Origin of the sequence: Burkholderia sp. AU16482 (assembly GCF_002223285.1) — a bacterium.
Classification (GTDB): Bacteria; Pseudomonadota; Gammaproteobacteria; order Burkholderiales; family Burkholderiaceae; genus Burkholderia; species Burkholderia semiarida.
Genome location: NZ_NKEY01000003.1, coordinates 1,808,670 through 1,834,628, shown reverse-complemented (window position 1 = coordinate 1,834,628; position 25,959 = coordinate 1,808,670). Strand labels below are relative to the sequence as shown.

The 25,959-nt window shown below is 66.2% G+C and carries 21 protein-coding genes; 14 read left to right on the top strand and 7 right to left on the bottom strand.

Annotation, left to right across the window (positions count from 1 at the left end):
* Positions 1–130: 130 nt before the first annotated feature.
* The gene (locus CFB35_RS11130; RefSeq protein WP_059583301.1) at positions 131–823 is read right to left on the bottom strand and encodes an aspartate/glutamate racemase family protein; all 693 of its coding nucleotides are present in this window, start codon (positions 821–823) and stop codon (positions 131–133) included.
* 258 nt (positions 824–1,081) lie between these two features.
* On the opposite strand from CFB35_RS11130, the gene dinB reads away from it, so the two are divergent.
* Positions 1,082–2,254 carry a DNA polymerase IV gene (gene dinB, locus CFB35_RS11125; RefSeq protein WP_089464940.1) on the top strand — a complete coding sequence of 391 codons (1,173 nt, stop codon included), beginning with the start codon at positions 1,082–1,084 and terminating at the stop codon, positions 2,252–2,254.
* Positions 2,255–2,312: 58 nt separating this feature from the next.
* On the opposite strand, the gene CFB35_RS11120 is transcribed toward dinB, so the two are convergent.
* The 4 genes from CFB35_RS11120 to fixL all read right to left on the bottom strand — a co-directional run bounded on the left by CFB35_RS11120 (position 2,313) and on the right by fixL (position 8,949).
* The gene (locus CFB35_RS11120) at positions 2,313–4,400 is read right to left on the bottom strand and encodes a M3 family metallopeptidase (RefSeq protein WP_089464939.1); all 2,088 of its coding nucleotides are present in this window, start codon (positions 4,398–4,400) and stop codon (positions 2,313–2,315) included.
* A gap of 293 nt (positions 4,401–4,693) precedes the next feature.
* Complete coding sequence (gene folD / locus CFB35_RS11115) at positions 4,694–5,554, bottom strand: bifunctional methylenetetrahydrofolate dehydrogenase/methenyltetrahydrofolate cyclohydrolase FolD (RefSeq protein WP_059583307.1); 861 nt, start codon at positions 5,552–5,554, stop codon at positions 4,694–4,696.
* Between the two features lie 243 nt (positions 5,555–5,797).
* On the bottom strand, positions 5,798–6,436 hold the full coding sequence (gene fixJ / locus CFB35_RS11110; RefSeq protein ID WP_006493245.1) for an oxygen response regulator transcription factor FixJ: 639 nt from the start codon (positions 6,434–6,436) through the stop codon (positions 5,798–5,800).
* The gene (gene fixL, locus CFB35_RS11105) at positions 6,433–8,949 is read right to left on the bottom strand and encodes an oxygen sensor histidine kinase FixL (RefSeq protein ID WP_059583309.1); all 2,517 of its coding nucleotides are present in this window, start codon (positions 8,947–8,949) and stop codon (positions 6,433–6,435) included. The genes fixJ and fixL overlap by 4 nt, the downstream gene beginning before the upstream one ends.
* A 273-nt stretch (positions 8,950–9,222) precedes the next feature.
* Here fixL and aceE point away from each other — a divergent pair, with 273 nt between their 5' ends.
* The 3 genes from aceE (at position 9,223) to lpdA (ending at position 15,695) form a co-directional block, all read left to right on the top strand.
* Positions 9,223–11,919 (top strand): pyruvate dehydrogenase (acetyl-transferring), homodimeric type, encoded by a 2,697-nt coding sequence (aceE, locus tag CFB35_RS11100; protein ID WP_059583310.1) that lies wholly within the window; start codon positions 9,223–9,225, stop codon positions 11,917–11,919.
* A gap of 69 nt (positions 11,920–11,988) precedes the next feature.
* Positions 11,989–13,641, top strand: a complete 1,653-nt coding sequence (gene aceF / locus CFB35_RS11095; protein WP_089464938.1) for a dihydrolipoyllysine-residue acetyltransferase — start codon at positions 11,989–11,991, stop codon at positions 13,639–13,641.
* 287 nt (positions 13,642–13,928) lie between these two features.
* Positions 13,929–15,695: a dihydrolipoyl dehydrogenase gene (gene lpdA, locus CFB35_RS11090; RefSeq protein ID WP_059583314.1), complete on the top strand. Its 1,767-nt coding sequence runs from the start codon at positions 13,929–13,931 to the stop codon at positions 15,693–15,695.
* A gap of 191 nt (positions 15,696–15,886) precedes the next feature.
* Here lpdA and CFB35_RS11085 read toward each other — a convergent pair whose 3' ends face one another.
* Positions 15,887–16,453 carry a phasin family protein gene (locus CFB35_RS11085; RefSeq protein ID WP_034188948.1) on the bottom strand — a complete coding sequence of 189 codons (567 nt, stop codon included), beginning with the start codon at positions 16,451–16,453 and terminating at the stop codon, positions 15,887–15,889.
* A gap of 654 nt (positions 16,454–17,107) precedes the next feature.
* On the opposite strand from CFB35_RS11085, the gene pbpG reads away from it, so the two are divergent.
* The gene (gene pbpG, locus CFB35_RS11080) at positions 17,108–18,274 is read left to right on the top strand and encodes a D-alanyl-D-alanine endopeptidase (RefSeq protein WP_059583315.1); all 1,167 of its coding nucleotides are present in this window, start codon (positions 17,108–17,110) and stop codon (positions 18,272–18,274) included.
* Positions 18,275–18,391: 117 nt separating this feature from the next.
* Here the strand turns inward: pbpG and CFB35_RS11075 are convergent, their stop codons facing one another.
* A complete protein-coding gene (locus CFB35_RS11075) occupies positions 18,392–19,201 on the bottom strand; it encodes an IclR family transcriptional regulator (RefSeq protein WP_006478384.1) in 810 nt (269 codons plus the stop codon).
* 183 nt (positions 19,202–19,384) lie between these two features.
* Here CFB35_RS11075 and CFB35_RS11065 point away from each other — a divergent pair, with 183 nt between their 5' ends.
* The 9 genes from CFB35_RS11065 (at position 19,385) to hscB (ending at position 25,925) form a co-directional block, all read left to right on the top strand.
* Positions 19,385–20,107: a (Fe-S)-binding protein gene (locus CFB35_RS11065; protein WP_059583317.1), complete on the top strand. Its 723-nt coding sequence runs from the start codon at positions 19,385–19,387 to the stop codon at positions 20,105–20,107.
* Between the two features lie 33 nt (positions 20,108–20,140).
* On the top strand, positions 20,141–21,553 hold the full coding sequence (locus CFB35_RS11060; protein ID WP_059583318.1) for a lactate utilization protein B: 1,413 nt from the start codon (positions 20,141–20,143) through the stop codon (positions 21,551–21,553).
* Positions 21,554–21,681: 128 nt separating this feature from the next.
* Positions 21,682–21,909 carry a hypothetical protein gene (locus CFB35_RS11055; protein WP_059583320.1) on the top strand — a complete coding sequence of 76 codons (228 nt, stop codon included), beginning with the start codon at positions 21,682–21,684 and terminating at the stop codon, positions 21,907–21,909.
* Between the two features lie 102 nt (positions 21,910–22,011).
* Positions 22,012–22,494: a low molecular weight protein-tyrosine-phosphatase gene (locus tag CFB35_RS11050; protein WP_059583321.1), complete on the top strand. Its 483-nt coding sequence runs from the start codon at positions 22,012–22,014 to the stop codon at positions 22,492–22,494.
* A gap of 117 nt (positions 22,495–22,611) precedes the next feature.
* Positions 22,612–23,151, top strand: coding sequence for a Fe-S cluster assembly transcriptional regulator IscR (gene iscR / locus CFB35_RS11045; protein WP_006401955.1), 540 nt, complete (start codon positions 22,612–22,614; stop codon positions 23,149–23,151).
* A gap of 65 nt (positions 23,152–23,216) precedes the next feature.
* Positions 23,217–24,440, top strand: a complete 1,224-nt coding sequence (locus tag CFB35_RS11040) for an IscS subfamily cysteine desulfurase (protein WP_059583323.1) — start codon at positions 23,217–23,219, stop codon at positions 24,438–24,440.
* A 67-nt stretch (positions 24,441–24,507) separates the two neighbouring features.
* Positions 24,508–24,915, top strand: a complete 408-nt coding sequence (iscU, locus tag CFB35_RS11035) for a Fe-S cluster assembly scaffold IscU (RefSeq protein ID WP_006478389.1) — start codon at positions 24,508–24,510, stop codon at positions 24,913–24,915.
* Positions 24,916–24,977: 62 nt separating this feature from the next.
* Complete coding sequence (iscA, locus tag CFB35_RS11030) at positions 24,978–25,301, top strand: iron-sulfur cluster assembly protein IscA (protein WP_011885413.1); 324 nt, start codon at positions 24,978–24,980, stop codon at positions 25,299–25,301.
* 96 nt (positions 25,302–25,397) lie between these two features.
* On the top strand, positions 25,398–25,925 hold the full coding sequence (hscB, locus tag CFB35_RS11025; RefSeq protein ID WP_006491598.1) for a Fe-S protein assembly co-chaperone HscB: 528 nt from the start codon (positions 25,398–25,400) through the stop codon (positions 25,923–25,925).
* The last annotated feature ends 34 nt before the right edge of the window (positions 25,926–25,959 follow it).

The window sequence follows — 25,959 nt, the reverse complement described above, 5'->3', positions numbered from 1 at the left end:
TGAAGCGAGTCGCGTGATTCGCGGGCGGGGCGCGCGGCGACGCGCCCGCCGGGAGCGTGAATCCTGCCGCACGGAACAATGCGGCGATGCTCTCGGGCGGCAATTGTCGATCCGCGCCGGCGCGCGTCGTTCAGCGCGCCGCCCACTCGACGGCCGCCTTCGCGTGCAGCGCGGTCGTATCGAAGACCGGCAGCGGCGAGTCGTCCGCGCCGATCAGCAGCGTGATTTCCGTGCAGCCGAGGATCACGGCCTGCGCGCCGCGCTTCGCCAGTGCGTCGATGATCGACACATACGTCGTGCGTGATTCCGCCGAAATGACGCCGTGGCACAGCTCGTCGTAGATGATGCGGTGCACGTCGTCGCGCCCGCGCTCGTCCGGCACGAGCACGTCGAGCCCGAACTTCTCGCGCAGCCGCGCCGCATAGAACGGCAACTCCATCGTATAGCGCGTGCCGAGCAGCGCGACGCGCTCGACGCCCGCGTCGCGCAGCGCGCTGCCGGTCGGATCGGCGATGTGCAGGAACGGCAGCGTCACCGCGGCTTCGATCGCGTCGTGCACGCGATGCATCGTATTGGTCGTCAGGACCACGAGATCGGCGCCGGCCGCTTCGAGCTGCCGGGCGGCGTCGGCCATCCGTTCGCCGAGCGCGGCCCAGTCGTGCGTGCGCTGCAGCGCTTCGATTTCGGCGAAGTCGACCGTGACCAGCACGCTCTTCGCGTTGTGATGCCCGCCGTGCAATGCCTTCGAGTGCCGGTTGATCATCCGGTAGTACTCGGCCGACGATTCCCAGCTCATGCCGCCGATCAGTCCGATCGTCTTCATCCGTCACCTTTGCGTTTCGTGTATCGCGGCAGACGAGTATAGGTGCCGCCGCCCGTGCCTCGCCGGTACGATCCGCACAAACCGGGCCGGTACGGCGTAGCCGGTGGCGGAGGGCCGGTGGCGGAGGGCTGCTGGCGGAGGGCTGCTGGCGGAGGGCCGCTGCCGGACGGCCGGTTGAGGTGACGGGCGAGGGGGCGGCCCCGGACGGTCGGTTCGCGCAGCCGGCCCCGGACGCACGCGGCAGTTGAAACCGGCACTGTGTTTTTGTACAGTATCGGCACCGTGAACCCGACCACCATCCCGCCTGCCGAGCCGCACGCACCGTCCGGCGACGCGCCGCTACGCATGCGCAAGATCATTCATTGTGACTGCGACTGCTTCTACGCGTCGGTCGAGATGCGCGACGACCCGTCGCTGCGCAACCGGCCGCTCGCGGTCGGCGGCCGCCCCGACCAGCGCGGCGTGATCGCGACCTGCAACTACGAGGCGCGGCGCTACGGCGTGCATTCGGCGATGTCGTCGGCGCTGGCGATGCGCAAGTGTCCGGACCTTCTGATCCTGCCGTCCGCGATGGACAAGTATCGCGCGGCGTCGCGACAGATCATGGCGATCTATCGCGACTACACGCCCGACGTCGAGCCGCTGTCGCTCGACGAGGCTTACCTCGACGTCAGCGGGTCGTCGCGTTGCCAGGGCAGTGCGACGCTGATTGCGCGCGAGATCCGCGAACGGGTGCGCGACACGGTCGGGGTGACCGTGTCGGCGGGCGTCGCGCCGAACAAGTTCATCGCGAAGATCGCGTCCGACTGGAACAAGCCCGACGGGCTGTTCGTCGTGCGGCCGCACGAGATCGACGCGTTCGTCGCGGCGCTGCCGGTGCGCAAGCTGCACGGCGTCGGCAAGGTGACGGCCGCGCGGCTCGACCGGCTCGGCATCCAGACCTGCGCGCAATTGCGCGACTGGCCGCTGATCGACCTGCACCGCGAATTCGGCGCGTTCGGGCGGCGCCTGTACGAACTGTCGCGCGGGATCGACGAACGGCCCGTGCAGGCCGACCAGGAGCGCAAGTCGGTCAGTGTCGAGACGACCTACGTGACCGACCTGACGACGCTCGAGCAATGCGCGGACGAAATTCGCCGCCTCGTCGTGCAGCTCGACGCGCGGATCGAGCGCGCGGGCGCCGCGCGATCGATCCGCAAGCTGTACGTGAAGATCCGCTTCGCCGATTTCCAGCGCACGACGGTCGAGTGCGTGGCCGACGCGACGAATGCCGAGACGGCCGTCACGCTGCTCGCGAAGGGGTTGTTGCGGCGCGCGCAGCCGGTGCGGCTGCTCGGCGTTGGCGTGCGCATCGACGAGGACACGGCCGAGCGCCACGGGCAATTCCCGCTGTTCGACGACGAAGTGGGCGACGACACGCCCGCGCCATGAAAAAAGGCACCGCCGAAGCGGTGCCTGTCGATGCAGCCGGACGAAGCGGGCAGCGCGCTCAGTGCGCGGACGCCGCCATCCCGTTGTGGCGCAGCAGTGCGTCGATCTGCGGCTCGCGGCCGCGGAACGCCTTGAACGATTCCATCGCGGGGCGGCTGCCGCCGACCTCGAGGATTTCGCGGCGATAGCGGGTACCGGTTGCCGCATCGAGCACGCTGCCGCTGGCGGCGGCGGCTTCCTCGAACGCCGCGTACGCATCGGCCGACAGCACCTCGGCCCACTTGTAGCTGTAGTAGCCGGCCGCATAGCCGCCCGCGAAGATATGGCTGAACGTGTTCGGCCAGCGCGAGAACGCCGCCTGCGGGATCACGTGATAGCGCTCGTTGATCTCGCGCGCGAACGCGGTCACGCCGGTGGCGCCGGCCGGGTCGAAATCGACGTGCAGCAGCATGTCGAACATCGAGAACACGATCTGGCGCAGCGTGCCGAGCCCGCTCTGGAAGTTCTTCGCGGCGATCATCTTGTCGAACAGCTCGCGCGGCAGCGCGGCGCCCGTATCGACGTGCGACGACATCGACGACAGCACGTCCCATTCCCAGCAGAAGTTTTCCATGAACTGCGACGGCAGTTCGACTGCATCCCATTCGACGCCGTTGATGCCCGACACGCCGAGCTCGTCGACGCGCGTGAGCATGTGGTGCAGCCCGTGACCGAATTCATGGAACAGCGTGATGACTTCGTCGTGCGTGAAGCACGCGGGCTTGCCGCCGACCGGCGCGGAGAAGTTGCAGGTCAGGTACGCGACGGGCGTCTGCACGTCGCTGCCGCGCTTCGCGCGCGAGCGCGCGTCGTCCATCCACGCGCCGCCGCGTTTGCCTTCGCGGGCGTACAGGTCGAGATAGAACTGCGCGACGAGCGAGCCGTCGCGGTTCTCGACGCGGAAGAAGCGTACGTCCTTGTGCCACACCGGCGCGTCGTCCGGCTTGATCTTCACGCCGAACAGCGTTTCGGTGACGGTGAACAGGCCCTTCAGCGCGGCCGGTTCCGGGAAGTACTGCTTGACCTCGTTTTCCGAGAACGCATAGCGTTGCTGGCGGAGCTTTTCGGCCGCGTACGCGACGTCCCACGGTGCGAGTTCGGCGAGGCCGAGCTCCTTCGCGGCGAACGTGCGCAGCTCGTCCCAGTCCTTCTCCGCGTGCGGGCGGGCGCGCGTCGCGAGATCCTCGAGGAACGCGATCACCTGCTGCGGCGATTCGGCCATCTTCGGCGCGAGCGACACTTCGGCGAAGTTGCGGTAGCCGAGCATCTGCGCCTCTTCGCGGCGCAGCTTCAGCGCATCGGCGACGATCGCCGTGTTGTCCCATTCGGCCTTGCCGTCGCCGTATTGCGGCCCGAGTTCCGACGCGCGCGTCGCATACGCGCGATAGAGCGTCTCGCGCAGCGCGCGGTTGTTCGCGTACTGCAGCACCGGGAAATACGACGGGAAATGCAGCGTGAATTTCCAGCCTTCCTTGCCGTCCTTCTGCGCGGCCTCGCGGGCTGCCTCGATCGCGTCGCCGGGCAGGCCGGCCAGTTCGGCTTCGTCCTTCGCGAAGTACGCGTACGCGTTGGTCGCGTCGAGCACGTGATCGGAGAACGCCTTCGACAGCGCGGCCTGTTGTTCCTGCAGCTCCGCGAAGCGCGGCTTCTGCTCCTCGGGCAGCTCGGCGCCCGACAGGCGGAAGTCGCGCAGCGCGTTGTCGAGAATCTTCTTGCGCTCGCCGGACAGCGTCGCGTATTCGGCGCTCGCGGCGATCGCCTTGTACTTTTCGTACAGCGCGAGATTCTGGCCGACGCTCGACCAGAACTCGGTCACGCGCGGCAGGTTTTCGCCGTAGGCAGCGCGCAGTTCGGGCGTGTCGGCGACCGCGTTCAGGTGGCCGACGATGCCCCATGCGCGGCCGAGCGGCTCCGTGGCCTGCTCGACCGTCTCGACGACGGCGGCCCAGGTCGCCGGCGTCTCGCTGGCGCTCGCGGCTTCGACTGCGCGGTTGGCGGCATCGAGCAGCGTATCGAGCGCGGGCGTCACGTGTTCCGGGCGAATCTCGCCGAAACGGGGCAGGCCGGAGAAGTCGAGGAGCGGATTGGTATGGGCGCTGGCGGACATAAGACTCCCTGTCTGTTGCCGGATGAACCGGGATGAAAAGGGTAACGGCGGCTGGGCGCGAGCGCGCCCGGTACCGACATTATTGGGGCGCATCGTGCGCTTTCCAATCGTTAGTTTCTAATGACGCGATTGACGCAGGGTCGGATGCGCAGCGACGGGCGTGGCCGGGAACGGCATTCGGCGGCCGGCGGCCCGACGGTAGGCCGCCGCGGGCCGGGGCGGCGCAGCCGGGGCGAGCGCGGCTGGCGGGACACCGGCGCGCGCAAGCGCGCGCCGGCTGAGCGGGTAGTGCGTCAGGCCGCGGCGGCAGCCGCGCGTTCGGCGGATTCGATCGTGTTGATCAGCAGCATCGTGATGGTCATCGGGCCGACGCCGCCCGGCACCGGCGTAATGTAGCCGGCGACTTCCTTCACGCCCGCGAAATCGACGTCGCCGCACAGCTTGCCTGCGTCGTCACGGTTCATGCCGACGTCGATCACCGTCGCGCCCGGCTTCACCATGTCGGCGGTCAGGATGTTGCGCTTGCCGACCGCGGCGACCACGACGTCGGCCTGGCGCGTATGCGCGGCGAGGTCGCGCGTCTTGCTGTGGCAGATCGTCACGGTCGCGCCGGCGTCGAGCAGCATCATCGCCATCGGCTTGCCGACGATGTTCGAGCGGCCGATCACGACCGCGTTCGCGCCTTGCAGCGCGATGCCGTGCGCTTCGAACATCTTCATCACGCCGTACGGCGTGCACGGGCGGAACAGCGGCTTGCCGGTCATCAGCGCGCCCGCGTTCGCGACGTGAAAACCGTCGACGTCCTTTTCCGGCGCGATCGCCTCGATCACCTTGTGGCTGTCGATATGCGCGGGCAGCGGCAGCTGGACGAGGATGCCGTGGATCTTCGGATCGCGGTTCAGCTCGTCGATGCGCGCGAGCAGGTCGGCTTCCGACAGCGTGTCCGGGTAGGCATCCTTCTGCGAGAAGAAGCCGTTGTCCTCGCACGCCTTGATCTTGTTGCGCACATAGACTTCGCTCGCCGGGTTGGCGCCGACGAGGATCACCGCGAGACCGGGCTGGTGGCCGCGTGCGGTCAGCGCGGCGGCGCGTTCGGCGGCCTGGGCGCGCAGGGTCTTCGAAAGGGCGTTGCCGTCGATGAGGAGGGCTGTCATGGTGGTGGGTTCTGCCGGGAAGTTGGGATGCGGGCGTACGGCGCCCGAAAGCGCCGTAGCAAAGCACGTAATTATACCGTTCGCCTGCTGCCGTCCGACAGCGAATCAACGGGAAGCGTCATGGCCGCGGCGCGCGCGCGCCGGGAAAAACGGCGCGCCGCCGCGCGAGTGGGCCGCATCGCGCGGGGCGGCAAGCGCCGGTTGCGGGCCGGGCGGCGCTGCCGCCGAGGCCCGGGAACACGCTCAGGCCTGTTTCTTCGACAGCGCGAGGCGCAGCAGGTCGGCCACCGTGTTGACGTTGAGCTTTTCCATGATGTTCGCGCGGTGCGCCTCGACCGTCTTGATGCTGATGCCGAGATCGTCGGCGATCTGCTTGTTCAGGCGGCCCGCGATGATCCGCTCGAGCACCTGCTGCTCGCGCGCGGTCAGCTTCGACAGGCGTTCGCTCGCGGCACGCTGCTCCTGCACGCTCTTGCTTTCGCTTCGGGCCTTGTCGAGCATCCGCTCGACGAGCTTGCGCAGCTCGGCTTCGTCGAACGGTTTCTCGATAAAGTCCATCGCACCCTTTTTCATCGTCGACACGGCCATCGGCACGTCGCCGTGACCGGTGACGAAGATGATCGGCAGCGCGGCGTTGTCGGCGATCAGGCGTTCCTGCAGCTCGAGGCCGCTCATGCCCGACATCCGCACGTCGAGAATCAGGCACGCGATCTGGCCTGCCTGCTGCGCCGGCTGGTACGCATCGAGGAACTGCTCGGCGCTCGAGAAGCATTGCACGCGATAGCCGTTCGCCTCCAGCAGCCAGCGCAGCGAGTCCCGTACGGCCTCGTCGTCGTCGACGACAAAGACGGTTTCCTGAGTGGTGGTGACAGGGCTATTCATAGTTCTCCCGTAACGGTATGTGATGCCGATGCCTCGCGCCCCCCTTGGCCGAGATCAGCGGGTTCCCCAATGGGCAGGCTGCAGTGGAACGTCGCGCCGGAAATGCGGCCATCCGGCTCGACGTTGTTGACCACCCACAGACGCCCCCGATGCGATTCGATGATCGAACGGCAGATGTTCAGCCCCATGCCCATGCCGTCGGACTTGGTGCTGTAAAACGGTTCGAACAGGCGCTCGGCGGTCGCTTCGTCGACGCCCGGGCCCTGGTCGATCACACGGATGTCGACGAAGCCCGCATCGATGTCGGCGACGACGCGGATCACGCCGTCCACCGACGCCGGCTTCACGTCGGCCATCGCCTCGGCTGCGTTCTTCATCAGGTTCACCAGCACCTGCTCGATCAGCACGGGGTCGACATAAATAATAGGCATTCTTGCGAGGATTTCCGTGACGATCCGGATCCTGCGCTTTCTGGCCTCGATTTCGGCGAGCCCGACCGCGTCGGCGACGATGTCCGCGACCCGCGCCGGCTGGCGCTTCGGCTCGCTGCGCTTCACGAATTCGCGGATCCGCTTGACGATCATCCCCGCGCGCAGCGCCTGCTGCGCGGTCTTTTCCAGCGCGGGCTGCAGCGTCTCGGGCGTGCCGCGGCCGCTCTTCACGAGCGCGAGCGTGCCCGAGCAGTAGTTGTTGATCGCGGCGAGCGGCTGATTCAATTCGTGAGCAATCGACGACGCCATTTCACCCATCGTCATCAATCGGCTCGTGAACTGCAGCTTTTCTTCCTGCTGGTGCGCGAGCTCCTGCGCCTTCTTGCGGGTCGTGATGTCGGTCGCGATCTGCATCTGCGCGAGGTGGCCGTCCACCCACTGGATGTACTGGCGGCGCACCTCGAACCACTTCTGGATGCTCTCGACGTACACCTCCTGCGCGTCGGCGGTGCTGCTCGTCAGCGCGGCGGCCGGCAGGCCCGCGAACGCGTCGACCATGTCGATCGAGTCGGACGACGCCTGCGCGCGGTCGAAGCCGCCGCCCGACAGCTCCAGATGGCCGTCCGGGCGAATGCCGAACAGGTGGCGGTAGTAGCGGTTCGCGAACAGCAGCTCGGCTTCGTCGGCGGCGAGCACCGACACCGCGGCGTCGAGGCTTTCGAGCACCGTCGTGAAGCGCTCGTGCGCGGCGGCGAGTTCCTCCCGCGCGCGCTTCGGCTCGGTGATGTCGGTCATCGACGACATCCAGCCGGTCTGGCGGCCCGAGCTGTCGATCAGCGGCGATACGTACAGGCGCGCATGGAACAGCGTGCCGTTCTTGCGCCGCACGCGCAGCTCGAAGCCCGAGCTCGGCGCCTTGCCGCGCAGCGTCATGTCGAGCTGGCGCTGCATTTCCGGGTACGCGTCGCGCGGCCAGTAGGGGAACGGCGCGACCTTGCCGACGAGATCGGTTTCGTCCCAGCCCGTCATCCGGCAGAACGCCGGGTTCACGTGCGTGATGCGGCCGTGCATGTCCAGCACCCGCATGCCGATCAGCACCGAGTTTTCCATCGCGCGGCGGAAGAACGCCTCCGCGTACAGCGCCTGCTGTGCCTCGAAGCGCTGGCGTGTGTGCTTCCACAGGCTCCAGAGGCTCCACAGCACGAAGCACGACAGGCCGGCGACGAGCCACACGAGCGTGTTGTTGGTGAGGTTCGTGAGCTGCGGGAACGCATACACACGCACCGTCAGCCCCTGGCCGGGCGGATCGAGCGGCAGGTCGTAGTGCGAGTCGCGCGGCAGGCGCGGGCGCGTCGACGTGGACGATAGCTCGCGGTTGTTGGAATCGGTGATCGAGATCTTGTACTTCGACGACAATTCCTGCGGGATGTCGTGCTTCAGGATCCCTTCGACCGAGAACACCGCGGCGATCGCGCCGAGATATTCGCGGTCGCCGCGCATCACGGGCGTCTGCAACGTGATGAAGCCGTTGCCGAAGTCGTCGTAGATCAGCGGCGAATAGGCCTGGCGGCGCGTGCTGCGCGCCTCGTCGTACGCGCCGCGCACGGCCTCCTGCATCTGCGCGTCGCCGGGCTTCGCGAGCCGCTGGCCGAGCAGCGGCGGATGCACGGTCGGCCAGCGCTGCACGCCGGGCGCGGTGTACCAGTTCAGGTAGAGGATTTCCGGATGCGTCTGCATGACGTCCGCGACGGCCATCTGGAATGCGTTCTGGTCGAGCCGGCCGGATGCGAGGTCGCGCGACAGCGCCTGCAACTGTTCCTGCGCGCCCGTCATCGACAGGCGGATCTGCTGCTGGGCCCACGCGACGTTGCGAAAGAGGGTGTCTTCCTGCTGCTGCTGTTCGCGCCGGTTGAGGCTCCACAGGATGAGGCTCATCACGACGAGGAACACCAGGATCGACAGCAGCGGCGTCAGCAGATAGGAGTTGGACCACCACGGTCCGTGGTGCCAACGGGACGGCTGCGACTCCGCCGGCGGGCCCGGCGGTCGCGCCGAGCGTGCGAAAAGCCGATCGGTCAACATGGCAGGATTGTAGCGCAGCGCAATACATGGAAAACCGCTACCGGATATGTTGAACGGAAACGGTTTTGTTCCGACGAGACGGGCCGCGGAGCCCCGAAACAAGGGTGCAGCGCAGCAATATTCCGCATGGCGAGAAAAGATCTCACAATTCGAAAATTTTGTTGCGCAGGCCCGTCCACGCTCATTACAATCCGTCGGAGCTTGCCCGCAGCCGGTCGCGTCGCGTCGTCTGCACGAGAGCGATCCTCACATTCCAGGACCCAGGAGACGAGAATGTCCGCTGTACCGAACGAAGTGATGAAATATGTCGCCGCCGAACGTGACGACGACCCGCAAGAAACCGTCGAGTGGCTCGAGTCGCTCGATGGCGTGATCTCCTCCGTGGGCACTGGCCGCGCGCACTACCTGATCGAAAAGCAGATCGAATTCGCCCGCATGCACGGCGAACACCTGCCGTTCTCCGCCAATACCCCGTATATCAACACGATTCCGGTCGAAGCCCAGGCGAAGATTCCGGGCGACCAGGACATCGAGCACCGCATCCGTTCGTACACGCGCTGGAACGCGCTCGCGATGGTGCTGCGTGCAGGCAAGGACACGAACGTCGGCGGCCACATCGCATCGTTCGCATCGGCCGCGACGCTCTACGACGTCGGCTACAACCACTTCTGGCACGCGGCGTCCGACCAGCACGGCGGCGATCTCGTGTTCGTGCAGGGCCACTCGTCGCCGGGCGTGTACTCGCGCGCGTTCCTGCTCGGCCGCCTGTCGGAAGAGCAGCTCGACAACTTCCGCCAGGAAGTCGACGGCAAGGGCATCTCGTCGTACCCGCACCCGTGGCTGATGCCGGATTTCTGGCAGTTCCCGACCGTGTCGATGGGCCTCGGCCCGATCATGGCGATCTACCAGGCGCGCTTCATGAAGTACCTCGAGTCGCGCGGCATCGCGAAGACGGAAGGCCGCAAGGTGTGGGCGTTCCTCGGCGACGGCGAGACGGACGAGCCGGAATCGCTCGGCGCGATCGGCATGGCGAGCCGCGAGAAGCTCGACAACCTCGTGTTCGTGATCAACTGCAACCTGCAGCGTCTCGACGGCCCGGTGCGCGGCAACGGCAAGATCATCCAGGAACTGGAATCGGAATTCCGCGGCGCCGGCTGGAACGTGATCAAGGTCATCTGGGGCAGCCGCTGGGATGCGCTGTTCGCGCGCGACAAGTCGGGCGCGCTGATGCGCCGCATGATGGAGTGCGTCGACGGCGAATACCAGACGTACAAGTCGGAGTCGGGCGCGTACGTTCGCGAGCACTTCTTCAACACGCCTGAGTTGAAGGCGCTCGTCGCCGACTGGTCGGACGACGACATCTGGGCGCTGAACCGCGGCGGCCACGATCCGCACAAGATCTACGCGGCGTTCCACGAAGCCACGAACACGAAGGGCGCGCCGACCGTCATCCTCGCGAAGACCATCAAGGGCTACGGGATGGGCGAGTCGGGCCAGGCGATGAACATCACGCACCAGCAGAAGAAGCTGCCGGTCGAGCAACTGAAGAAGTTCCGCGACCAGTTCCGCCTGCCGATCACCGACGAGCAGATCGCCGACGTGCCGTACCTGAAGTTCGAGGAAGGCTCGAAGGAACTCGAATACATGCGCCAGAAGCGCATGGACCTCGGCGGCTACCTGCCGCACCGCCGCGAGAAGGCGACGTCGCTGCCGGTGCCGGCGCTCGACGCGTTCGAGCCGCTCCTGAAGGGCACGGGCGAAGGTCGCGAGATCTCGACGACGATGGCGTTCGTGCGGATCCTGAACATCCTGCTGAAGGACAAGGCGCTCGGCAAGCGCGTCGTGCCGATCGTTCCGGACGAATCGCGTACGTTCGGCATGGAAGGCCTGTTCCGCCAGATCGGTATCTGGAACCAGGAAGGCCAGAAGTACGTGCCGGAAGATTCCGACCAGCTGATGTTCTACAAGGAATCGCAGACCGGCCAGATCCTGCAGGAAGGCATCAACGAAGCGGGCGGCATGTGCGACTGGATCGCGGCGGCGACGTCGTATTCGACGCACGGCGAGATCATGGTGCCGTTCTACATCTTCTACTCGATGTTCGGCTTCCAGCGGATCGGCGACCTCGCCTGGGCCGCGGGCGACATGCGCTCGCGCGGCTTCCTGCTCGGCGGCACGGCGGGCCGCACGACGCTGAACGGCGAAGGCCTGCAGCACGAAGACGGCCACTCGCTGCTGTGGGCGGCATCGGTGCCGAACTGCGTGAGCTACGACCCGACGTTCGGCTACGAACTCGCGGTGATCATCCAGGACGGCCTGCGCCGCATGGTGCAGGACCAGGAAGACGTGTACTACTACATCACGGTGATGAACGAGAACTACGAGCACCCGGCGATTCCGCAGGGCGAGCACGTGGCGGCCGACATCATCAAGGGCATGTACGCGTTCAGGAAGGCCGACGCCGACAAGAAGGCGCCGCGAGTCCAGCTGCTTGGCGCGGGCACGATCTTCAACGAAGTGATCGCCGCCGCCGACCTGCTGAAGAACGACTGGGGTGTCGCCGCCGACCTGTGGAGCGTGCCGAGCTTCACCGAGCTCGCGCGCGAAGGCCACGACGTCGAGCGCTGGAACCTGCTCCATCCGACCGAGGAGCGTCGCCTGTCGCACGTGCAGAAGTGCCTGAAGGACACGCAGGGCCCGGTCATCGCGTCGACCGACTACGTCCGTGCGCTGGTCGACCAGATCCGCGGCCAGATCGACCGCCGCTTCGTCGTGCTGGGCACCGACGGCTTCGGTCGTTCGGACACCCGCGAGAAGCTGCGTCACTTCTTCGAGGTCGACCGTCACTGGGTCACCGTCGCCGCGCTCAACGCGCTGGCCGACGAAGGCACGATCGAGCGCAAGGTGGTCGCGGACGCGATCGCCAAGTACAACCTCGATCCGTCCAAGCCCAACCCGATGACCGTTTAAACGCACACGCCGTGTAATGCCGCGCGCCGCTCCCGCGAGGAGCGCGCGCGGCCATGGAGACAGAAACAGATGAGTCAAGCGATCGAAGTGAAGGTGCCGGATATCGGCGATTACAAGGACGTGCCGGTCATCGAGATCGGCGTGAAGGTCGGCGATACGGTCGAGCCCGAGCAGTCGCTCGTCACGCTCGAGTCCGACAAGGCGACGATGGACGTGCCGAGCCCGGTCGGCGGCGTCGTGAAGGAAATCAAGGTCAAGGTCGGCGATTCCGTGTCGGAAGGTTCGCTGATCGTGCTGCTCGAAGGCGGCGCAGGCGCCCAGGCGAACGGCGCGGCTGCGCCGGCCGCGGCTCCGGCTCCGGCAGCAGCGCCGGCACCGGCCGCCGCGGCGCCCGCCGCCGCCCCGGCAGCCGCCGGCGGTACGCTCGAGGTGAAGGTGCCCGACATCGGCGACTACAAGGACGTTCCGGTGATCGAGATCGGCGTGAAGGTCGGCGACACGGTCGAGAAGGAACAGTCGCTCGTCACGCTCGAATCGGACAAGGCGACGATGGACGTGCCGAGCCCGGCCGCCGGCGTCGTGAAGGACATCAAGGTGAAGGTGGGCGATTCGGTGTCGGAAGGCACGCTGATCGTGCTGCTCGAAGCCGCGGGCGCACCGGCTGCCGCCGCACCGCAGGCCAGTGCACCGGCTCCGGCCGCTGCCGCGCCGGCGCCCGCGCCTGCTGCCGCACCGGCGCCCGCGCAGGCCGCGCCCGCACCGGCTGCTGCCGCGCCGGCCGCTGCGCCGTCGGGTGAATACCGCGCGAGCCACGCGTCGCCGTCCGTGCGCAAGTTCGCACGCGAACTCGGCGTCGAAGTCGCGCGCGTGCAGGGTAGCGGTCCGAAGGGCCGCATCACGAAGGAAGACATCACGGGTTTCGTGAAGGGCGTGATGACCGGCCAGCGCGCGGCACCGGCCGCGGCAGCCGCGCCGGCAGGCGGCGGCGAGCTGAACCTGCTGCCGTGGCCGAAGGTCGACTTCTCGAAGTTCGGCCCGTTCGAGGCGAAGCCGCTGTCGCGCATCAAGAAGATCTCGGGCGCGAACCTGCATCGCAACTGGGTGATGATCCCGCACGTCACGAACAACGACGAAGCGGACATCACCGAGCTCGAAGCGCTGCGCGTCCAGTTGAACAAGGAACACGAGAAGGCGGGCGTGAAGTTCACGATGCTCGCGTTCGTGATCAAGGCAGTCGTCGCCGCGCTGAAGAAGTTCCCGACCTTCAACGCGAGCCTCGACGGCGACAACCTGGTGTTCAAGCAGTACTACCACATCGGGTTTGCAGCCGACACGCCGAACGGTCTCGTCGTGCCGGTGATCCGCGATGCGGACAAGAAGGGGCTCGTCGATATCGCGAAGGAAATGGCCGAGCTGTCGAAGGCCGCGCGCGACGGCAAGCTGAAGCCGGACCAGATGCAGGGCGGCTGCTTCTCGATCTCGTCGCTCGGCGGCATCGGCGGGACGAACTTCACGCCGATCATCAATGCGCCGGAAGTCGCCATCCTCGGGTTGTCGCGCGGCCAGATGAAGCCGGTGTGGGACGGCAAGCAGTTCGTGCCGCGGCTCACGCTGCCGCTGTCGCTGTCGTATGACCATCGCGTGATCGATGGCGCCGAGGCCGCGCGGTTCAATGCGTATCTCGGGGCGTTGCTCGCCGATTTCCGTCGCATCATTCTTTGATGAGCGGGGAGGGGGCTCGCGGGGGCGTGGGTTTGTTTTTGGTGCTCCACGCCCTTTCGTTGAACCTGTTTTGCCAACGGTCTGCTAGCGTCGCCCCTGCGCGGGGCGGCGGTCACTTTTCTTTGTCTTCCAAAGAAAAGTAACCAAAAGAAAGGCGCGTCCTTGGGCGGACGGCAAAGGTGGTCCTGCCCAACGTCCCGTGCTCTTGTCAGGCCGCATGGCGTCAGGATCCGCTTTTTCGCCAGCCCCTCCCTCTCTCTCCGCAGTCAATCAAGAAGGGGACAGTCATGAGTCTCATCGAAGTCAAGGTTCCGGATATCGGCGATTTCAGCGGCGTCGATGTCATCGAAGTCAACGTCAAACCCGGCGACGTGATCGAAAAAGAACAAACGCTCATCACGCTCGAATCCGATAAAGCCTCCATGGAAGTGCCCAGCGACGTCGCCGGCACCGTCAAGGAAGTCAAGGTCAAAGCCGGCGAGAAAGTCTCGCAAGGCACCATCATCGCCATCGTCGAAGCATCGGCAGGCGCAGCCGCTCCCGCGAAAGCACCCGAAGCGCCGAAGCCCGCAGCCGCCGCACCGGCGCCGGCCGCAGCCGCGCCGGCACCCGCGCCGCAAGCCGGCAGCTACGCAGGTGCCGCCGACATCGAGTGCGACATGCTCGTGCTCGGCGCCGGCCCCGGCGGCTACTCGGCCGCGTTCCGCGCCGCCGATCTCGGCATGAAGACCGTGCTCGTCGAACGCTATTCGACGCTCGGCGGCGTGTGCCTGAACGTCGGCTGCATCCCGTCGAAGGCGCTGCTGCACACGGCACTCGTCATCGACGAAGCCGCGGCGCTCGCGTCGCACGGCATCACGTTCGGCAAGCCGCAAGTCGATCTCGACAAACTGCGCGACTTCAAGGGCGGCGTCGTCAAGAAACTGACGACGGGTCTCGCCGGCATGGCGAAGGCGCGCAAGGTCGAAGTGGTCACCGGCGTCGGTGCGTTCGTCGATCCGTTCCACATGGAAGTGCAGGGCGAAAACGGCAAGAAGGTCGTCAAGTTCAAGCAGGCGATCATCGCCGCCGGCTCGCAAGCGGTGAAACTGCCGTTCATGCCGGAAGACCCGCGCATCGTCGATTCGACGGGCGCGCTCGAACTGCGCCAGTTGCCCAAGCGCATGCTCGTGATCGGCGGCGGCATCATCGGCCTCGAAATGGCCACGGTGTACGCGACGCTCGGCGCGGAGATCGACGTCGTCGAAATGATGGACGGCCTGATGATGGGCGCCGACCGCGATCTCGTGAAGGTCTGGGAAAAGTACAACGCGAAGCGCTTCGGCAACGTGATGCTGAAGACCAAGACGGTCGGCGCGGAAGCGAAGGAAGACGGCATCTACGTGAAGTTCGAGGGCGAGAAGGCGCCCGCGGAAGCGCAGCGCTACGACCTCGTGCTCGTCGCGGTGGGCCGCAGCCCGAACGGCAAGAAGATCGGCGCCGACAAGGCCGGCGTCGCGGTCACGGATCGCGGCTTCATCGACGTCGACAAGCAGATGCGCACGAACGTGCCGCACATCTTCGCGATCGGCGATATCGTCGGCCAGCCGATGCTCGCGCACAAGGCCGTGCACGAAGGCCACGTCGCCGCGGAAGCCGCGCACGGCGAGAAGGCGTATTTCGACGCACTGCAGATCCCGTCGGTGGCGTACACCGATCCGGAAGTGGCGTGGGCCGGCAAGACGGAAGACCAGTGCAAGGCCGAAGGCATCAAGTACGGCAAGGCCGTGTTCCCGTGGGCCGCGTCGGGCCGCGCGATCGCGAACGGCCGCGACGAAGGCTTCACGAAGCTGATCTTCGACGAGGAAACCCATCGCGTGATCGGCGGCGGCATCGTCGGCCTGAACGCGGGCGACCTGATCAGCGAAGTGTGCCTCGCGGTCGAGATGGGCGCGGACGCGGAAGACATCGGCAAGACGATCCATCCGCACCCGACGCTCGGCGAATCGGTCGGCATGGCCGCCGAACTGTACGAAGGCGTCTGTACGGACCTGCCGCCGCAACGCAAGAAGTAACGCGAGCGGTACGGCCGGCCACGCGCCGGCCGTGAAAAAACGCCGTCGCCCGGGTCATCCGGCCGACGGCGTTTTCATTTGCCCGGCGCGCGACAGGCTCGAATGTGGCGGGCAGTTGCCGCCCGCGCACGTTCCGGCGCCGGAAACGAAAAAGCCGCGCTGCGCGCGGCTCTTTCAGGAGCAGGGGACGCTTACGCGGCCGGCTTGCTCGAACGACGTGCGGCAGCGGCGGTGGCAGCCTTCGTGGCGACGGCGGCAGCGGCGTTGAAGTTCGTTTCAGCGATTTCCACTGCTTGCTTCGTGGCCTTCTGAACCGTTTCGTACGTGGTGTTCGCAGCGTTCAGTGCCGACTTCAGTGCGGCGACGGCCGTTTCCGAACCAGCCGGGGCGTTCTTCGCGACGTTGTCGACGAGCGCCTGGACCTTCTTGTTCTGCTCGTCGAATTGCGCTTCGGCAACCTTCGCGAATTCGGCTTGCGTCGACGATGCGATTTCGTACAGGTGACGGCCGTACGACAGCACCTTTTCCGCGACCGGCTGCGACAGGCTCGCCTGCAGCGCGATCAGTTCCTGCGCGTCCTTCACCGACAGCAGGCGCTGTGCATTTTCCTGGCCTTCGGCCAGCGTCGACTTCACGACTTGCAGGTTGAGTTCGATCAGCTTCTCGACGCCTTCGAACGCCTTGGTCGTCAGACCGAACAGGCTTTCGAGGTTGGCTTTTTGGGCGGCGGCGATTTGCTCGGGGGTCAGCAAGGACATGTCAGGCTCCTGAAAAGCGATCGCGTCGATCGCAGGATAAAGGGCACTACGCTGGGGAACTTCGGCGCCGCGTGCTTTGTGCAACGCAGCAATGAGGCCTATTTTAGGGCAGAGAAAGCGGATGTCAAGCATTTTTTGTGCGTTGCACAATCGCGACAAATTATCGATAAAACAACGAGTTATCGCGCCCGTTCGGAATCGGTTTCAGGCGCGTTCCCACATGGTGCGCACGGCGGCGGGGCAAACGCGTCGCACCATGATCATGCACAGGTAAACCTGACAGGCCCATGGAACGTTATCCTTCTGTTCCTGTCGAAAAACGCGCCGTTTCGATGCGCGTGCCGTGGCGACGTGCCGCCGCCACGGTCGAGACCGGCGCCCTTGGCACGCCGAGCCCCGGATACGTAGTTTCCCCGCTTTAAATCGCCTCCAAAGTGACGTTATCTCAATTAACCGTGCGGTAATCGGGAGACGGGCGCTGTCGGGCAGTGCGTCCCATGGATTTTTTCGATGGGAGCGGGAGAGTTGATTGGCCAGAGGTTGGCCGACTCTTACATTCCGGTTTAAAGACGATCGGTAAGTGCCTAATATTGCTCTTTTTTTAAGCTTTAACTACACTTGCGGAAACCTCCCGCCCGCTTTGTCCAGACCCCAATGAAAGCCGAATCGTTTTCACCGCGCAGATTGTTGCAGAGCATGACGCTCGGCACCGCTGTGTCGGTCGCAGTCGCGTTGCTGGCGACCACCGCGTCCGTCACGCCTGCTGACGCCTTCGCCGCCACTGCGAAGACCCAAGCCGCCAAGAAAAAGGCCGTCGCTCCTGCTTCGTCCGCGAAGAAGAAGTCGGCCGGGGCGACCTCCGACAAATCCGCCAAGGTCGCGTCGGCCGATGCGCCGCGCGCGAAGGCGTCGCGAAAGCGCGTGACGCTCGCGGCGAACAGCGTGCACGGCGGCCATCGCGGCGCGGTGCGCAAGGTCGCGTTCCAGCCGCGCCGCCCGACGGTCGGCCAGGCGTTCGGCCTGCACGACACGCCGGACGCGCTCGCGCTGCGCTCGAGCGTCGCGTACGTCGTCGACCAGAATACCGGCGAGCCGCTGTTCGACAAGAATTCGCACGCGGTCGTGCCGATCGCGTCGATCTCGAAGCTGATGACGGCAATGGTCGTGCTCGACTCGAAAGCGCCGATGGCCGATCAGATCGAAGTCACCGACGAAGACCGCGACTACGAGAAGGGCACGGGCTCGCGCCTGTCGGTCGGCTCGGTGCTGTCGCGCGAGGACATGCTGCACATCGCGCTGATGGCGTCGGAAAACCGCGCGGCGGCAGCGCTGTCGCGTTACTACCCGGGCGGCCGTCCGGCGTTCATCGCGGCGATGAACGCGAAGGCGAAGTCGCTCGGCATGACCGACACGCACTTCGAGAATTCCACCGGCCTGTCGAGCTCGAACGTGTCGAGTGCGCGCGACCTCGTGAAGATGGTCAATGCGGCGTACCAGTATCCGATGATCCGTCAGTTCTCGACCGATCGCACCTACGAGGTGTACACGGGCAAGCGCAACCTGGTCTACAACAGCACCAACGCGCTGATCCGCGGCAACGGCTCGTGGGACATCGGCCTGCAGAAGACGGGCTTCATCAACGAAGCGGGTGAATGCCTGGTGATGCAGGCGACGATCCACGGCCGGCCGATGGTGATGGTGCTGCTCGATTCGTTCGGCAAGTACTCGCGCTTCGCCGACGCCTCGCGCCTGCGCAACTGGCTCGATGCCGGCGGCGGCGAGCGCCTGACGGCGGCCAACACGCCGAACGGCGGTACCTGATCGTCCACGGCGGTTCGCCGCCATGCCGATCGCCGCAACGAAGAAGCCCCGCAATCGCGGGGCTTTTTTTGTCCGACGAATCGGGAGCCGGGGCCGGTGCCGGGCCGACGGCGAGGCTTACGCCTGCCGCTGCAGCCCGTCCACGTCTTTCTCGGGCGCCGGCCGGTAGCCGAGCGATTCCGAGATGGTGAGTGCCGTCCGGCTCAACTGGCCGAGCCACGCGTCCTGCAGCCGGTCGGCCGGCGCCGACAGCGACAGGCCGGCAACGAGCTTCCCGGAATCGTCGTAGATGCCGGCCGCGATGCAGCGCACGCCGAGTTCGAGCTCCTCGTTGTCGCGCGCGCACGACTGCTGGCGGACGATCGTCAGCTCGCGCTCGAGCTTCGCGATATCGGTGATGCTGTTCTGCGTATGGCCCGACAGCCCCGTGCGCGTCGCATAGGCACGCACGCGCGACGTCTCGTCGGCCGCGAGGAACAGCTTGCCGACCGACGTGAGATGCAGCGGCGCGCGGCCGCCGATCGCGCGGACGACCTGCATTCCCGAGCGCTCGGAGTACGCGCGCTCGATATAGACGATCTCGTCGCCCTGGCGCACCGACAGGTTCACGGTCTGCCCGGTGAGGCGGTGCAGCTCGCGCATCGGCATCAGCGCCGCGTCGCGCACCGACAGGCGCGCCTTCACGAGATTGCCGAGCTCGAGCAGCCGCATGCCGAGACGGTAGGTGCCGGGATCGGAGCGGTCGACGAGGCGGCAGGTCACCATGTCGTTGAGGATGCGGTGCGCGGTCGACGGGTGCAGTTCCGTACGCTGCGCGAGTTCCTTCAGGCTGACGGGGTCGCTGTGCGCGGCGAGCGCGTCCAGCAACCGCATCATGCGTTCGATCACCTGGATCGACGTTTTTGAATCGGGGGTGGGTTGGCTCATGTCGGGGGAGGAATCGATTGACGCGTCAGGCGGTGTTGGACCGATTGTATCTCGTATCGTGAAAAAAGCGAACGCCGTTCGAGGAAGTCCTCGTTTCGTGCGCCGCGGGCTTGCGCGCGGGCCGGCGTTGGTCTTGCCGGTCAAACGTCGGATAATGAGAGCCGTTTTCTCGAAGGAGCACGTATGCGAGTCGGTTTGTTCGTGACCTGCCTGGTCGACCTGATGCGCCCCGAAATCGGTTTTTCGGCGCTCAAGCTGATTCGCGACGCCGGCTACGAGGTGATCGTGCCGCCCGCGCAGACCTGCTGCGGCCAGCCGGCCTACAACTCGGGCGACCGCGCGCTGGCGCGCGACCTCGCGGAAAAGACCCTGCGCGAGTTCGAGCAGTTCGATTACATCGTCGCGCCGTCGGGTTCGTGCGGCGGGATGATCCGCGCGCACTACGGCGACCTATTTCGCGACGATCCCGAACTGATGGGGCGCTACACGCGGTTCCAGCAGAAAGTCCACGAACTGACCGACTTCCTCGCGAACGTCGCGAAGGTGTCGCTCGCGCCGGGCGAGTTCGCCGGGCCGGTCACCTATCACGATTCGTGCTCGGGCCTGCGCGAGCTCGGCGTGAAGGCGCAGCCGCGCGCGCTGCTCGCGCAGCGCGGCGTCGCGGTGACCGAGATGAAGGATTGCGAGCACTGTTGCGGCTTCGGCGGCACGTTCGCGGTCAAGTACGGCGACATCTCGGCGGCCATCGCGGACGAGAAATGCGCGAACGTGCGCGCGTCGGGCGCGGGCACGGTCGTGCTCGGCGATCTCGGCTGCATGTTGAACATCGAAGGGCGGTTGCGCCGCACCGGCGACCGCGACACGCGCGTGCTGCACGTCGCGCAGGTGCTGGCGGGCGACGTCTGACGCCCGGTTCCGCTCACTTTCCCCGATACCGCGATGCAAGTCCAATCGATGCATTTCAAGGCGCGCGCCGGCCAGAAGCTGGCCGACCAGCGCCTGCAGCAGAACCTGAAGAAACTGTCGACGAAGTTCGTGTCCGCCCGCGCCGACGCGATGACCCTGATCGACTTCCCGGCCACGCGCGCCGCGCTCGAGGCGCGCCGCAACCGCGCGCTGGAGAATCTCGACGTGTGGCTCGAGGCATTCGAGCGCGAGGCGACGCGGCGCGGCACGACGGTGCTGTTCGCCGAAACGACCGCCGACGCCGCGCGGCTCGTGGCCGACATCGCGCGCCGGCACGACGTGAAGAAGGTCATCAAGACCAAGTCGATGGTGTCCGAGGAAATGCGGCTGAACGCGGTGCTCGCCGAGATGGGCGTGCAGTCGATCGAGACGGACCTCGGCGAATACATCCTGCAGATCAACGACAACGAGCCGCCGAGCCACATCATTGCGCCCGTCGTGCACAAGGACAAGGACGAGATCGCCGACCTGTTCGCGCGCACGCACCGGCGCGAGCGGCTCACCGAGATTCCGGACATGACGCGCGAGGCGCGCGAGGTGCTGCGCCCGCATTTCATGTCGGCCGACATGGGCGTGACGGGCGGCAACTTCGTGATCGCCGAGACGGGTTCGGTGGCGATCGTGACGAACGAAGGGAACGAGGGCATGTGCACGGTCATGCCCCGCGTGCATGTCGCGGTGACGGGCATCGAGAAGGTGCTGCCGACGCTCGAGGATCTCGCGACCGCGATGCGGCTGCTGCCGCGTTCCGCGACCGGGCAGAAGACGTCGAACTATTTCTCGCTGCTGACCGGGCCGCGCGGGCCCGGCGACGAGGACGGCCCCGAGCACAACTACGTGGTGCTCGTCGACGGCGGCCGCACGGGCCTGATCGGCGGCGAATTCCAGGAGATGCTGCGCTGCATCCGCTGCGGCGCGTGCATGAACCATTGCCCGGTGTACCAGAAGGTTGGCGGTCATGCGTACGGCTGGGTCTATCCGGGGCCGATGGGATCGGTGCTGACGCCGAGCTACGTCGGGCTCGATCGCGCGCTCGACCTGCCGCAGGCGGCGACGCTGTGCGGCGAATGCGACAGCGTATGTCCGGTCGGGATTCCGTTGTCGCACCTGTTGCGCACGCTGCGCGAGAAGCAGGTCGAGCGCCATCTGCGGCCGTGGCGCGAGCGGGCGGCGCTCGCCGCGTGGGGTTTCCTCGCGCGGCGGCCGATGCTGTATGCGCTGACGACCAAGCTGGCGGTGCGCGTCCTCGAGCGGCTGGGCGGCAACGGCGGCATGCTGCGGCGCCTGCCGTTGATGGGCGGCTGGATGGACACGCGCGACATGCCGACACCGACCGGGCGCACGTTCCGCGAACTGTACGCGGCGTCGCAAAGCCACCTCGGCTGACACTGTTCAGCGAGCAGCAACAGTGCGTTCGCTATTCGCATATTTATCTCGATAGATGCGATCTATAGAATCTCGGCTGTAGTCCCCGGAATCGGGTTTCGGGGTACGAGGTCAAGGAGGTACGCATCATGAAAAAGACAATATCGATGTACTGGCCGCTGGCAATCGTGGTTCCGCTGGCGGCGGCTGCCTATCTGCATGCGATGTCCGATGCGCCGTCGCGCGGCCCGCTCGCGGCTCATCAGGCGTCCGCCGAACTGGCGCGCGCGGTGTCGTTCGGGCTGGTCGACGACGCGGCGAAGCCGCTGCCGGCCGCATCCGGCGACGTCGTGATCGCTGCGCCCAAGGCGCTGTAAGGCACGTCGCCGTCGCTTCGCGCGGCGGCGCGATTTCGGGCGCCTTTGTATAATGGCGCGTTCTTCTTCCCACGCGGTTCGCCGCGGTTTTCCGATAGTGCGATGACCCGCGTAGCGATCTGTTTCGTCTGTCTCGGCAATATCTGCCGTTCGCCCACGGCGGAAGGCGTGATGCGCCACCAGGTGGGCGCGGCCGGGCTGGCCGACCGGATCGCGATCGATTCGGCCGGCACCGGCGATTGGCACGTCGGCGAGCCGCCCGACTCGCGCGCGCAGGCGGCGGCCCGCACCCGCGGCTATGACTTGTCGGCGCTGCGGGCGCGGCAGGTGAGCGCGGCGGATTTCGAGCGTTTCGACCTGCTGCTGGCGATGGACGAAGCCAACCTCGCGGAATTGCGCCGGCGCTGTCCGCCGGCGCATCGCGACAAGGTGCGCCTGCTGATGGAATTCGCGCCGGGCGCCGCCGAGACCGAGGTGGCCGATCCTTATTTCGGCGGCGAGCAGGGCTTCGAACAGGTGCTCGATCAGGTCGAGCGCGCGTGCGCGGGCCTGCTGGACACGCTGCGCAGCCGCGCCGCGCGCTGATCGACACGGGAAATTCAGCGGTCTGCGAATACCCTGTCGAAGACATGGATACTTGACTAAAATCGTCAAATATTTATACTTGACCAAAATCGTCAAGATTGCAGTCCCCTAGACACCATGAGACTCACCACCAAAGGCCGTTTCGCCGTCACGGCGATGATTGACTTGGCACTGCGCCAGGAGCAGGGCCCGGTGACGCTTGCAGGCATCAGCCAGCGCCAGCGGATTTCGCTCTCGTATCTCGAACAGCTGTTCGGCAAGCTGCGCAGGCATGAAATCGTCGAATCCGTGCGCGGCCCGGGCGGCGGCTACAACCTCGCGCGTCGCGCGCAGGACGTCACCGTTGCCGACATCATCATCGCGGTCGATGAACCGCTCGACGCCACGCAGTGCGGCGGCAAAGGCACGTGCGACGGCTCGAAGCAGCCCGACGGCCATTGCATGACGCACGAGCTGTGGTCGACGCTGAACCAGAAAATGGTCGAATACCTCGATTCGGTGTCGCTGCAGGATCTCGTCGATCAGCAGCGCGCACGCGAGGGCGCCCCTGCGGTGCTGCGCGACCGTCGCGCGCCGGAGCCCGTCGCCGCACCGGCCGAGCCCGTGCGCACGATGCCGCTCGGCCCCAATTCGGTGTTCAACATCGCGAGTTCGTGAGCGCGAAGGCGCCCGTCACACCCCATAACGCACATAGTCCCTGCACAGAATACCCGGAGCGACAGATGACCCAAGAGACTCTCCACCTGCCCATCTATATGGATTACAGCGCGACGACGCCCGTCGATCCGCGCGTGGTCGACAAGATGGTGCCGTACCTGCGCGAGCAGTTCGGCAACCCGGCGTCGCGCAGCCACGCTTATGGCTGGGACGCGGAGCGTGCGGTCGAGGAAGCGCGCGAACAGGTGGCCGCACTCGTGAACGCCGATCCGCGCGAGATCATCTGGACGTCCGGCGCCACCGAGTCGGACAACCTCGCGATCAAGGGCGCCGCGAACTTCTACAAGGGCAAGGGCAAGCACATCGTCACGGTGAAGACCGAGCACAAGGCCGTGCTCGACACGTGCCGCGAGCTCGAGCGCGACGGTTTCGAAGTCACCTACCTCGACGTGAAGGAAGACGGCCTGATCGATCTCGACGTGCTCAAGGCCGCGTTGCGCCCGGACACGATCCTCGTGTCGGTGATGCACGTGAACAACGAGATCGGTGTGATCCAGGACATCGAGACGATCGGCGAAATCTGCCGCGAGAAGGGCATCGTGTTCCACGTCGATGCCGCGCAGTCGACCGGCAAGGTCGAAATCGACCTCGCGAAGCTGAAGGTCGACCTGATGTCGTTCTCGGCCCACAAGACGTACGGCCCGAAGGGCATCGGCGCGCTGTACGTGCGCCGCAAGCCGCGCGTGCGCATCGAGGCGCAGATGCACGGCGGCGGCCACGAGCGCGGCATGCGTTCGGGCACGCTGCCGACGCACCAGATCGTCGGCATGGGCGAGGCGTTCCGCATCGCGCGCGAGGAAATGGCGACCGAGAACGAGCGCATCCGCATGCTGCGCGACAAGCTGCTGCGCGGCCTGTCGCAGATCGAGGAAACCTACGTGAACGGCGACATGGACCACCGTGTCCCGCACAACCTGAACATCAGCTTCAACTTCGTCGAAGGCGAGTCGCTGATCATGGCGATCAAGGACGTCGCGGTGTCGTCCGGCTCCGCGTGCACGTCGGCGTCGCTGGAGCCGTCGTACGTGCTGCGCGCGCTCGGCCGCAACGACGAGCTCGCGCACAGCTCGATCCGCTTCACGGTCGGCCGCTTCACGACGGAGCAGGAAGTCGACTTCGTGATCGATCTGCTGAACAGCAAGATCGCGAAGCTGCGCGAACTGTCGCCGCTCTGGGAAATGCACCAGGAAGGCATCGATCTGTCGACGATCGAATGGGCCGCGCACTGATACCGCATTGAATGCAACCGCGGGCGGATTGACGCACGCAGACGTAACGAGTCAAGGAGTCTGAGTCATGTCTTACAGCAACAAGGTTCTGGATCACTACGAAAACCCGCGCAACGTCGGTTCGTTCGCGAAGGACGACGACACGGTCGGCACGGGCATGGTCGGCGCGCCGGCGTGCGGCGACGTGATGAAGCTGCAGATCCGCGTCGGCGCGGACGGCGTGATCGAAGACGCGAAGTTCAAGACCTACGGCTGCGGTTCGGCGATCGCATCGAGCTCGCTCGTCACCGAATGGGTGAAGGGCAAGACGCTCGACGAGGCACTGTCGATCAAGAACACGCAGATCGCCGAGGAACTCGCGCTGCCGCCGGTGAAGATTCACTGCTCGATCCTCGCGGAAGACGCGATCAAGGCAGCCGTGGCCGACTACAAGAAGCGCCACGACACCAAGGAAAGCGATCAGGCAGCAGCCTGAGCGGCATCGAGCGTTGTGAAGGAACGCGGTGCGTCGTCCAGGCGCCCCGCGGCAAGGACATCATGGCAATTACACTGACCGAAAAAGCAGCACAACACGTCCAGAAATACCTCGTCCGCCGCGGCAAGGGTGTGGGCCTGCGGCTTGGCGTTCGCACGACCGGGTGCTCGGGGCTCGCGTACAAGCTCGAGTATGTCGACGAGCTGGCTCCCGAGGATCAGGTGTTCGAGAGCCATGGCGTGAAGGTCGTCGTCGATCCGAAGAGCCTCGCCTATATCGACGGCACCGAGCTCGACTTCGCCCGCGAAGGCCTGAACGAAGGGTTCAAGTTCAACAACCCGAACGTGAAGGACGAGTGCGGGTGCGGGGAATCGTTCCGCGTGTGACGCGGCTCCCTCCGCGCGATGCGGGCAAGAGGCGGCACGGGCCGCCTTTTTAATGTGCGGCGTTTGCCGCGCGACGAACCGGAATTGAACGCGACGATGGTTTCGCTGAAAGACAGCCATTTCGACCTGTTTCACCTGCCGGCGCAATTCGCGCTCGACGAGACGGCGCTCGACGCCGCCTACCGGACGGTGCAGACGCAGGTGCACCCGGACCGCTTCGCGGCGGCCGGCGATGCGCAAAAGCGCATCGCGATGCAATGGGCCACGCGCGCGAACGAGGCGTACCGCACGCTGCGCGATCCGCTGAAGCGCGCGTCCTATCTGCTGTCGCTGCGCGGCGTCGACATCGGCGCGGAAAACAACACGGCGATGGAGCCGGCGTTCCTGATGCAGCAGATGGAGTGGCGCGAGGGCATCGAGGATGCCGCGGCCGCCCGCAATGTCGACGCGCTCGATGCGTTGCTCGCCGAGTTGCGCGACGAGAAGCGCGTGCGCGTCGAGCGCCTCGGCACGCTGCTCGACAGCGGTGCCGACCAGGCCGCCGCGGAAGCCGTGCGTCAGCTGATGTTCATCGAACGGGTCGCGTCGGAAGTGGGCGCGCAGATCGAGCGCCTCGAAACTTAACCGCGTGCCTTGCGGCACGCGCAGCAAACGGGCC

What these genes read in the sequence shown, in the direction of transcription:
- CFB35_RS11130 (WP_059583301.1), bottom strand. Translation starts at nt 823, where the DNA reads ATGAAGACGATCGGACTGATCGGCGGCATGAGCTGGGAATCGTCGGCC.
- CFB35_RS11060 (WP_059583318.1), top strand. Translation starts at nt 20,141, where the DNA reads ATGCAAGTCCAATCGATGCATTTCAAGGCGCGCGCCGGCCAGAAGCTG.
- CFB35_RS11055 (WP_059583320.1), top strand. Translation starts at nt 21,682, where the DNA reads ATGAAAAAGACAATATCGATGTACTGGCCGCTGGCAATCGTGGTTCCG.
- pbpG (WP_059583315.1), top strand. Translation starts at nt 17,108, where the DNA reads ATGAAAGCCGAATCGTTTTCACCGCGCAGATTGTTGCAGAGCATGACG.
- CFB35_RS11050 (WP_059583321.1), top strand. Translation starts at nt 22,012, where the DNA reads ATGACCCGCGTAGCGATCTGTTTCGTCTGTCTCGGCAATATCTGCCGT.
- iscR (WP_006401955.1), top strand. Translation starts at nt 22,612, where the DNA reads ATGAGACTCACCACCAAAGGCCGTTTCGCCGTCACGGCGATGATTGAC.
- CFB35_RS11075 (WP_006478384.1), bottom strand. Translation starts at nt 19,201, where the DNA reads ATGAGCCAACCCACCCCCGATTCAAAAACGTCGATCCAGGTGATCGAA.
- CFB35_RS11040 (WP_059583323.1), top strand. Translation starts at nt 23,217, where the DNA reads ATGACCCAAGAGACTCTCCACCTGCCCATCTATATGGATTACAGCGCG.
- fixL (WP_059583309.1), bottom strand. Translation starts at nt 8,949, where the DNA reads ATGTTGACCGATCGGCTTTTCGCACGCTCGGCGCGACCGCCGGGCCCG.
- CFB35_RS11085 (WP_034188948.1), bottom strand. Translation starts at nt 16,453, where the DNA reads ATGTCCTTGCTGACCCCCGAGCAAATCGCCGCCGCCCAAAAAGCCAAC.
- lpdA (WP_059583314.1), top strand. Translation starts at nt 13,929, where the DNA reads ATGAGTCTCATCGAAGTCAAGGTTCCGGATATCGGCGATTTCAGCGGC.
- iscU (WP_006478389.1), top strand. Translation starts at nt 24,508, where the DNA reads ATGTCTTACAGCAACAAGGTTCTGGATCACTACGAAAACCCGCGCAAC.
- aceF (WP_089464938.1), top strand. Translation starts at nt 11,989, where the DNA reads ATGAGTCAAGCGATCGAAGTGAAGGTGCCGGATATCGGCGATTACAAG.
- CFB35_RS11065 (WP_059583317.1), top strand. Translation starts at nt 19,385, where the DNA reads ATGCGAGTCGGTTTGTTCGTGACCTGCCTGGTCGACCTGATGCGCCCC.
- aceE (WP_059583310.1), top strand. Translation starts at nt 9,223, where the DNA reads ATGTCCGCTGTACCGAACGAAGTGATGAAATATGTCGCCGCCGAACGT.
- CFB35_RS11120 (WP_089464939.1), bottom strand. Translation starts at nt 4,400, where the DNA reads ATGTCCGCCAGCGCCCATACCAATCCGCTCCTCGACTTCTCCGGCCTG.
- folD (WP_059583307.1), bottom strand. Translation starts at nt 5,554, where the DNA reads ATGACAGCCCTCCTCATCGACGGCAACGCCCTTTCGAAGACCCTGCGC.
- iscA (WP_011885413.1), top strand. Translation starts at nt 24,978, where the DNA reads ATGGCAATTACACTGACCGAAAAAGCAGCACAACACGTCCAGAAATAC.
- hscB (WP_006491598.1), top strand. Translation starts at nt 25,398, where the DNA reads ATGGTTTCGCTGAAAGACAGCCATTTCGACCTGTTTCACCTGCCGGCG.
- fixJ (WP_006493245.1), bottom strand. Translation starts at nt 6,436, where the DNA reads ATGAATAGCCCTGTCACCACCACTCAGGAAACCGTCTTTGTCGTCGAC.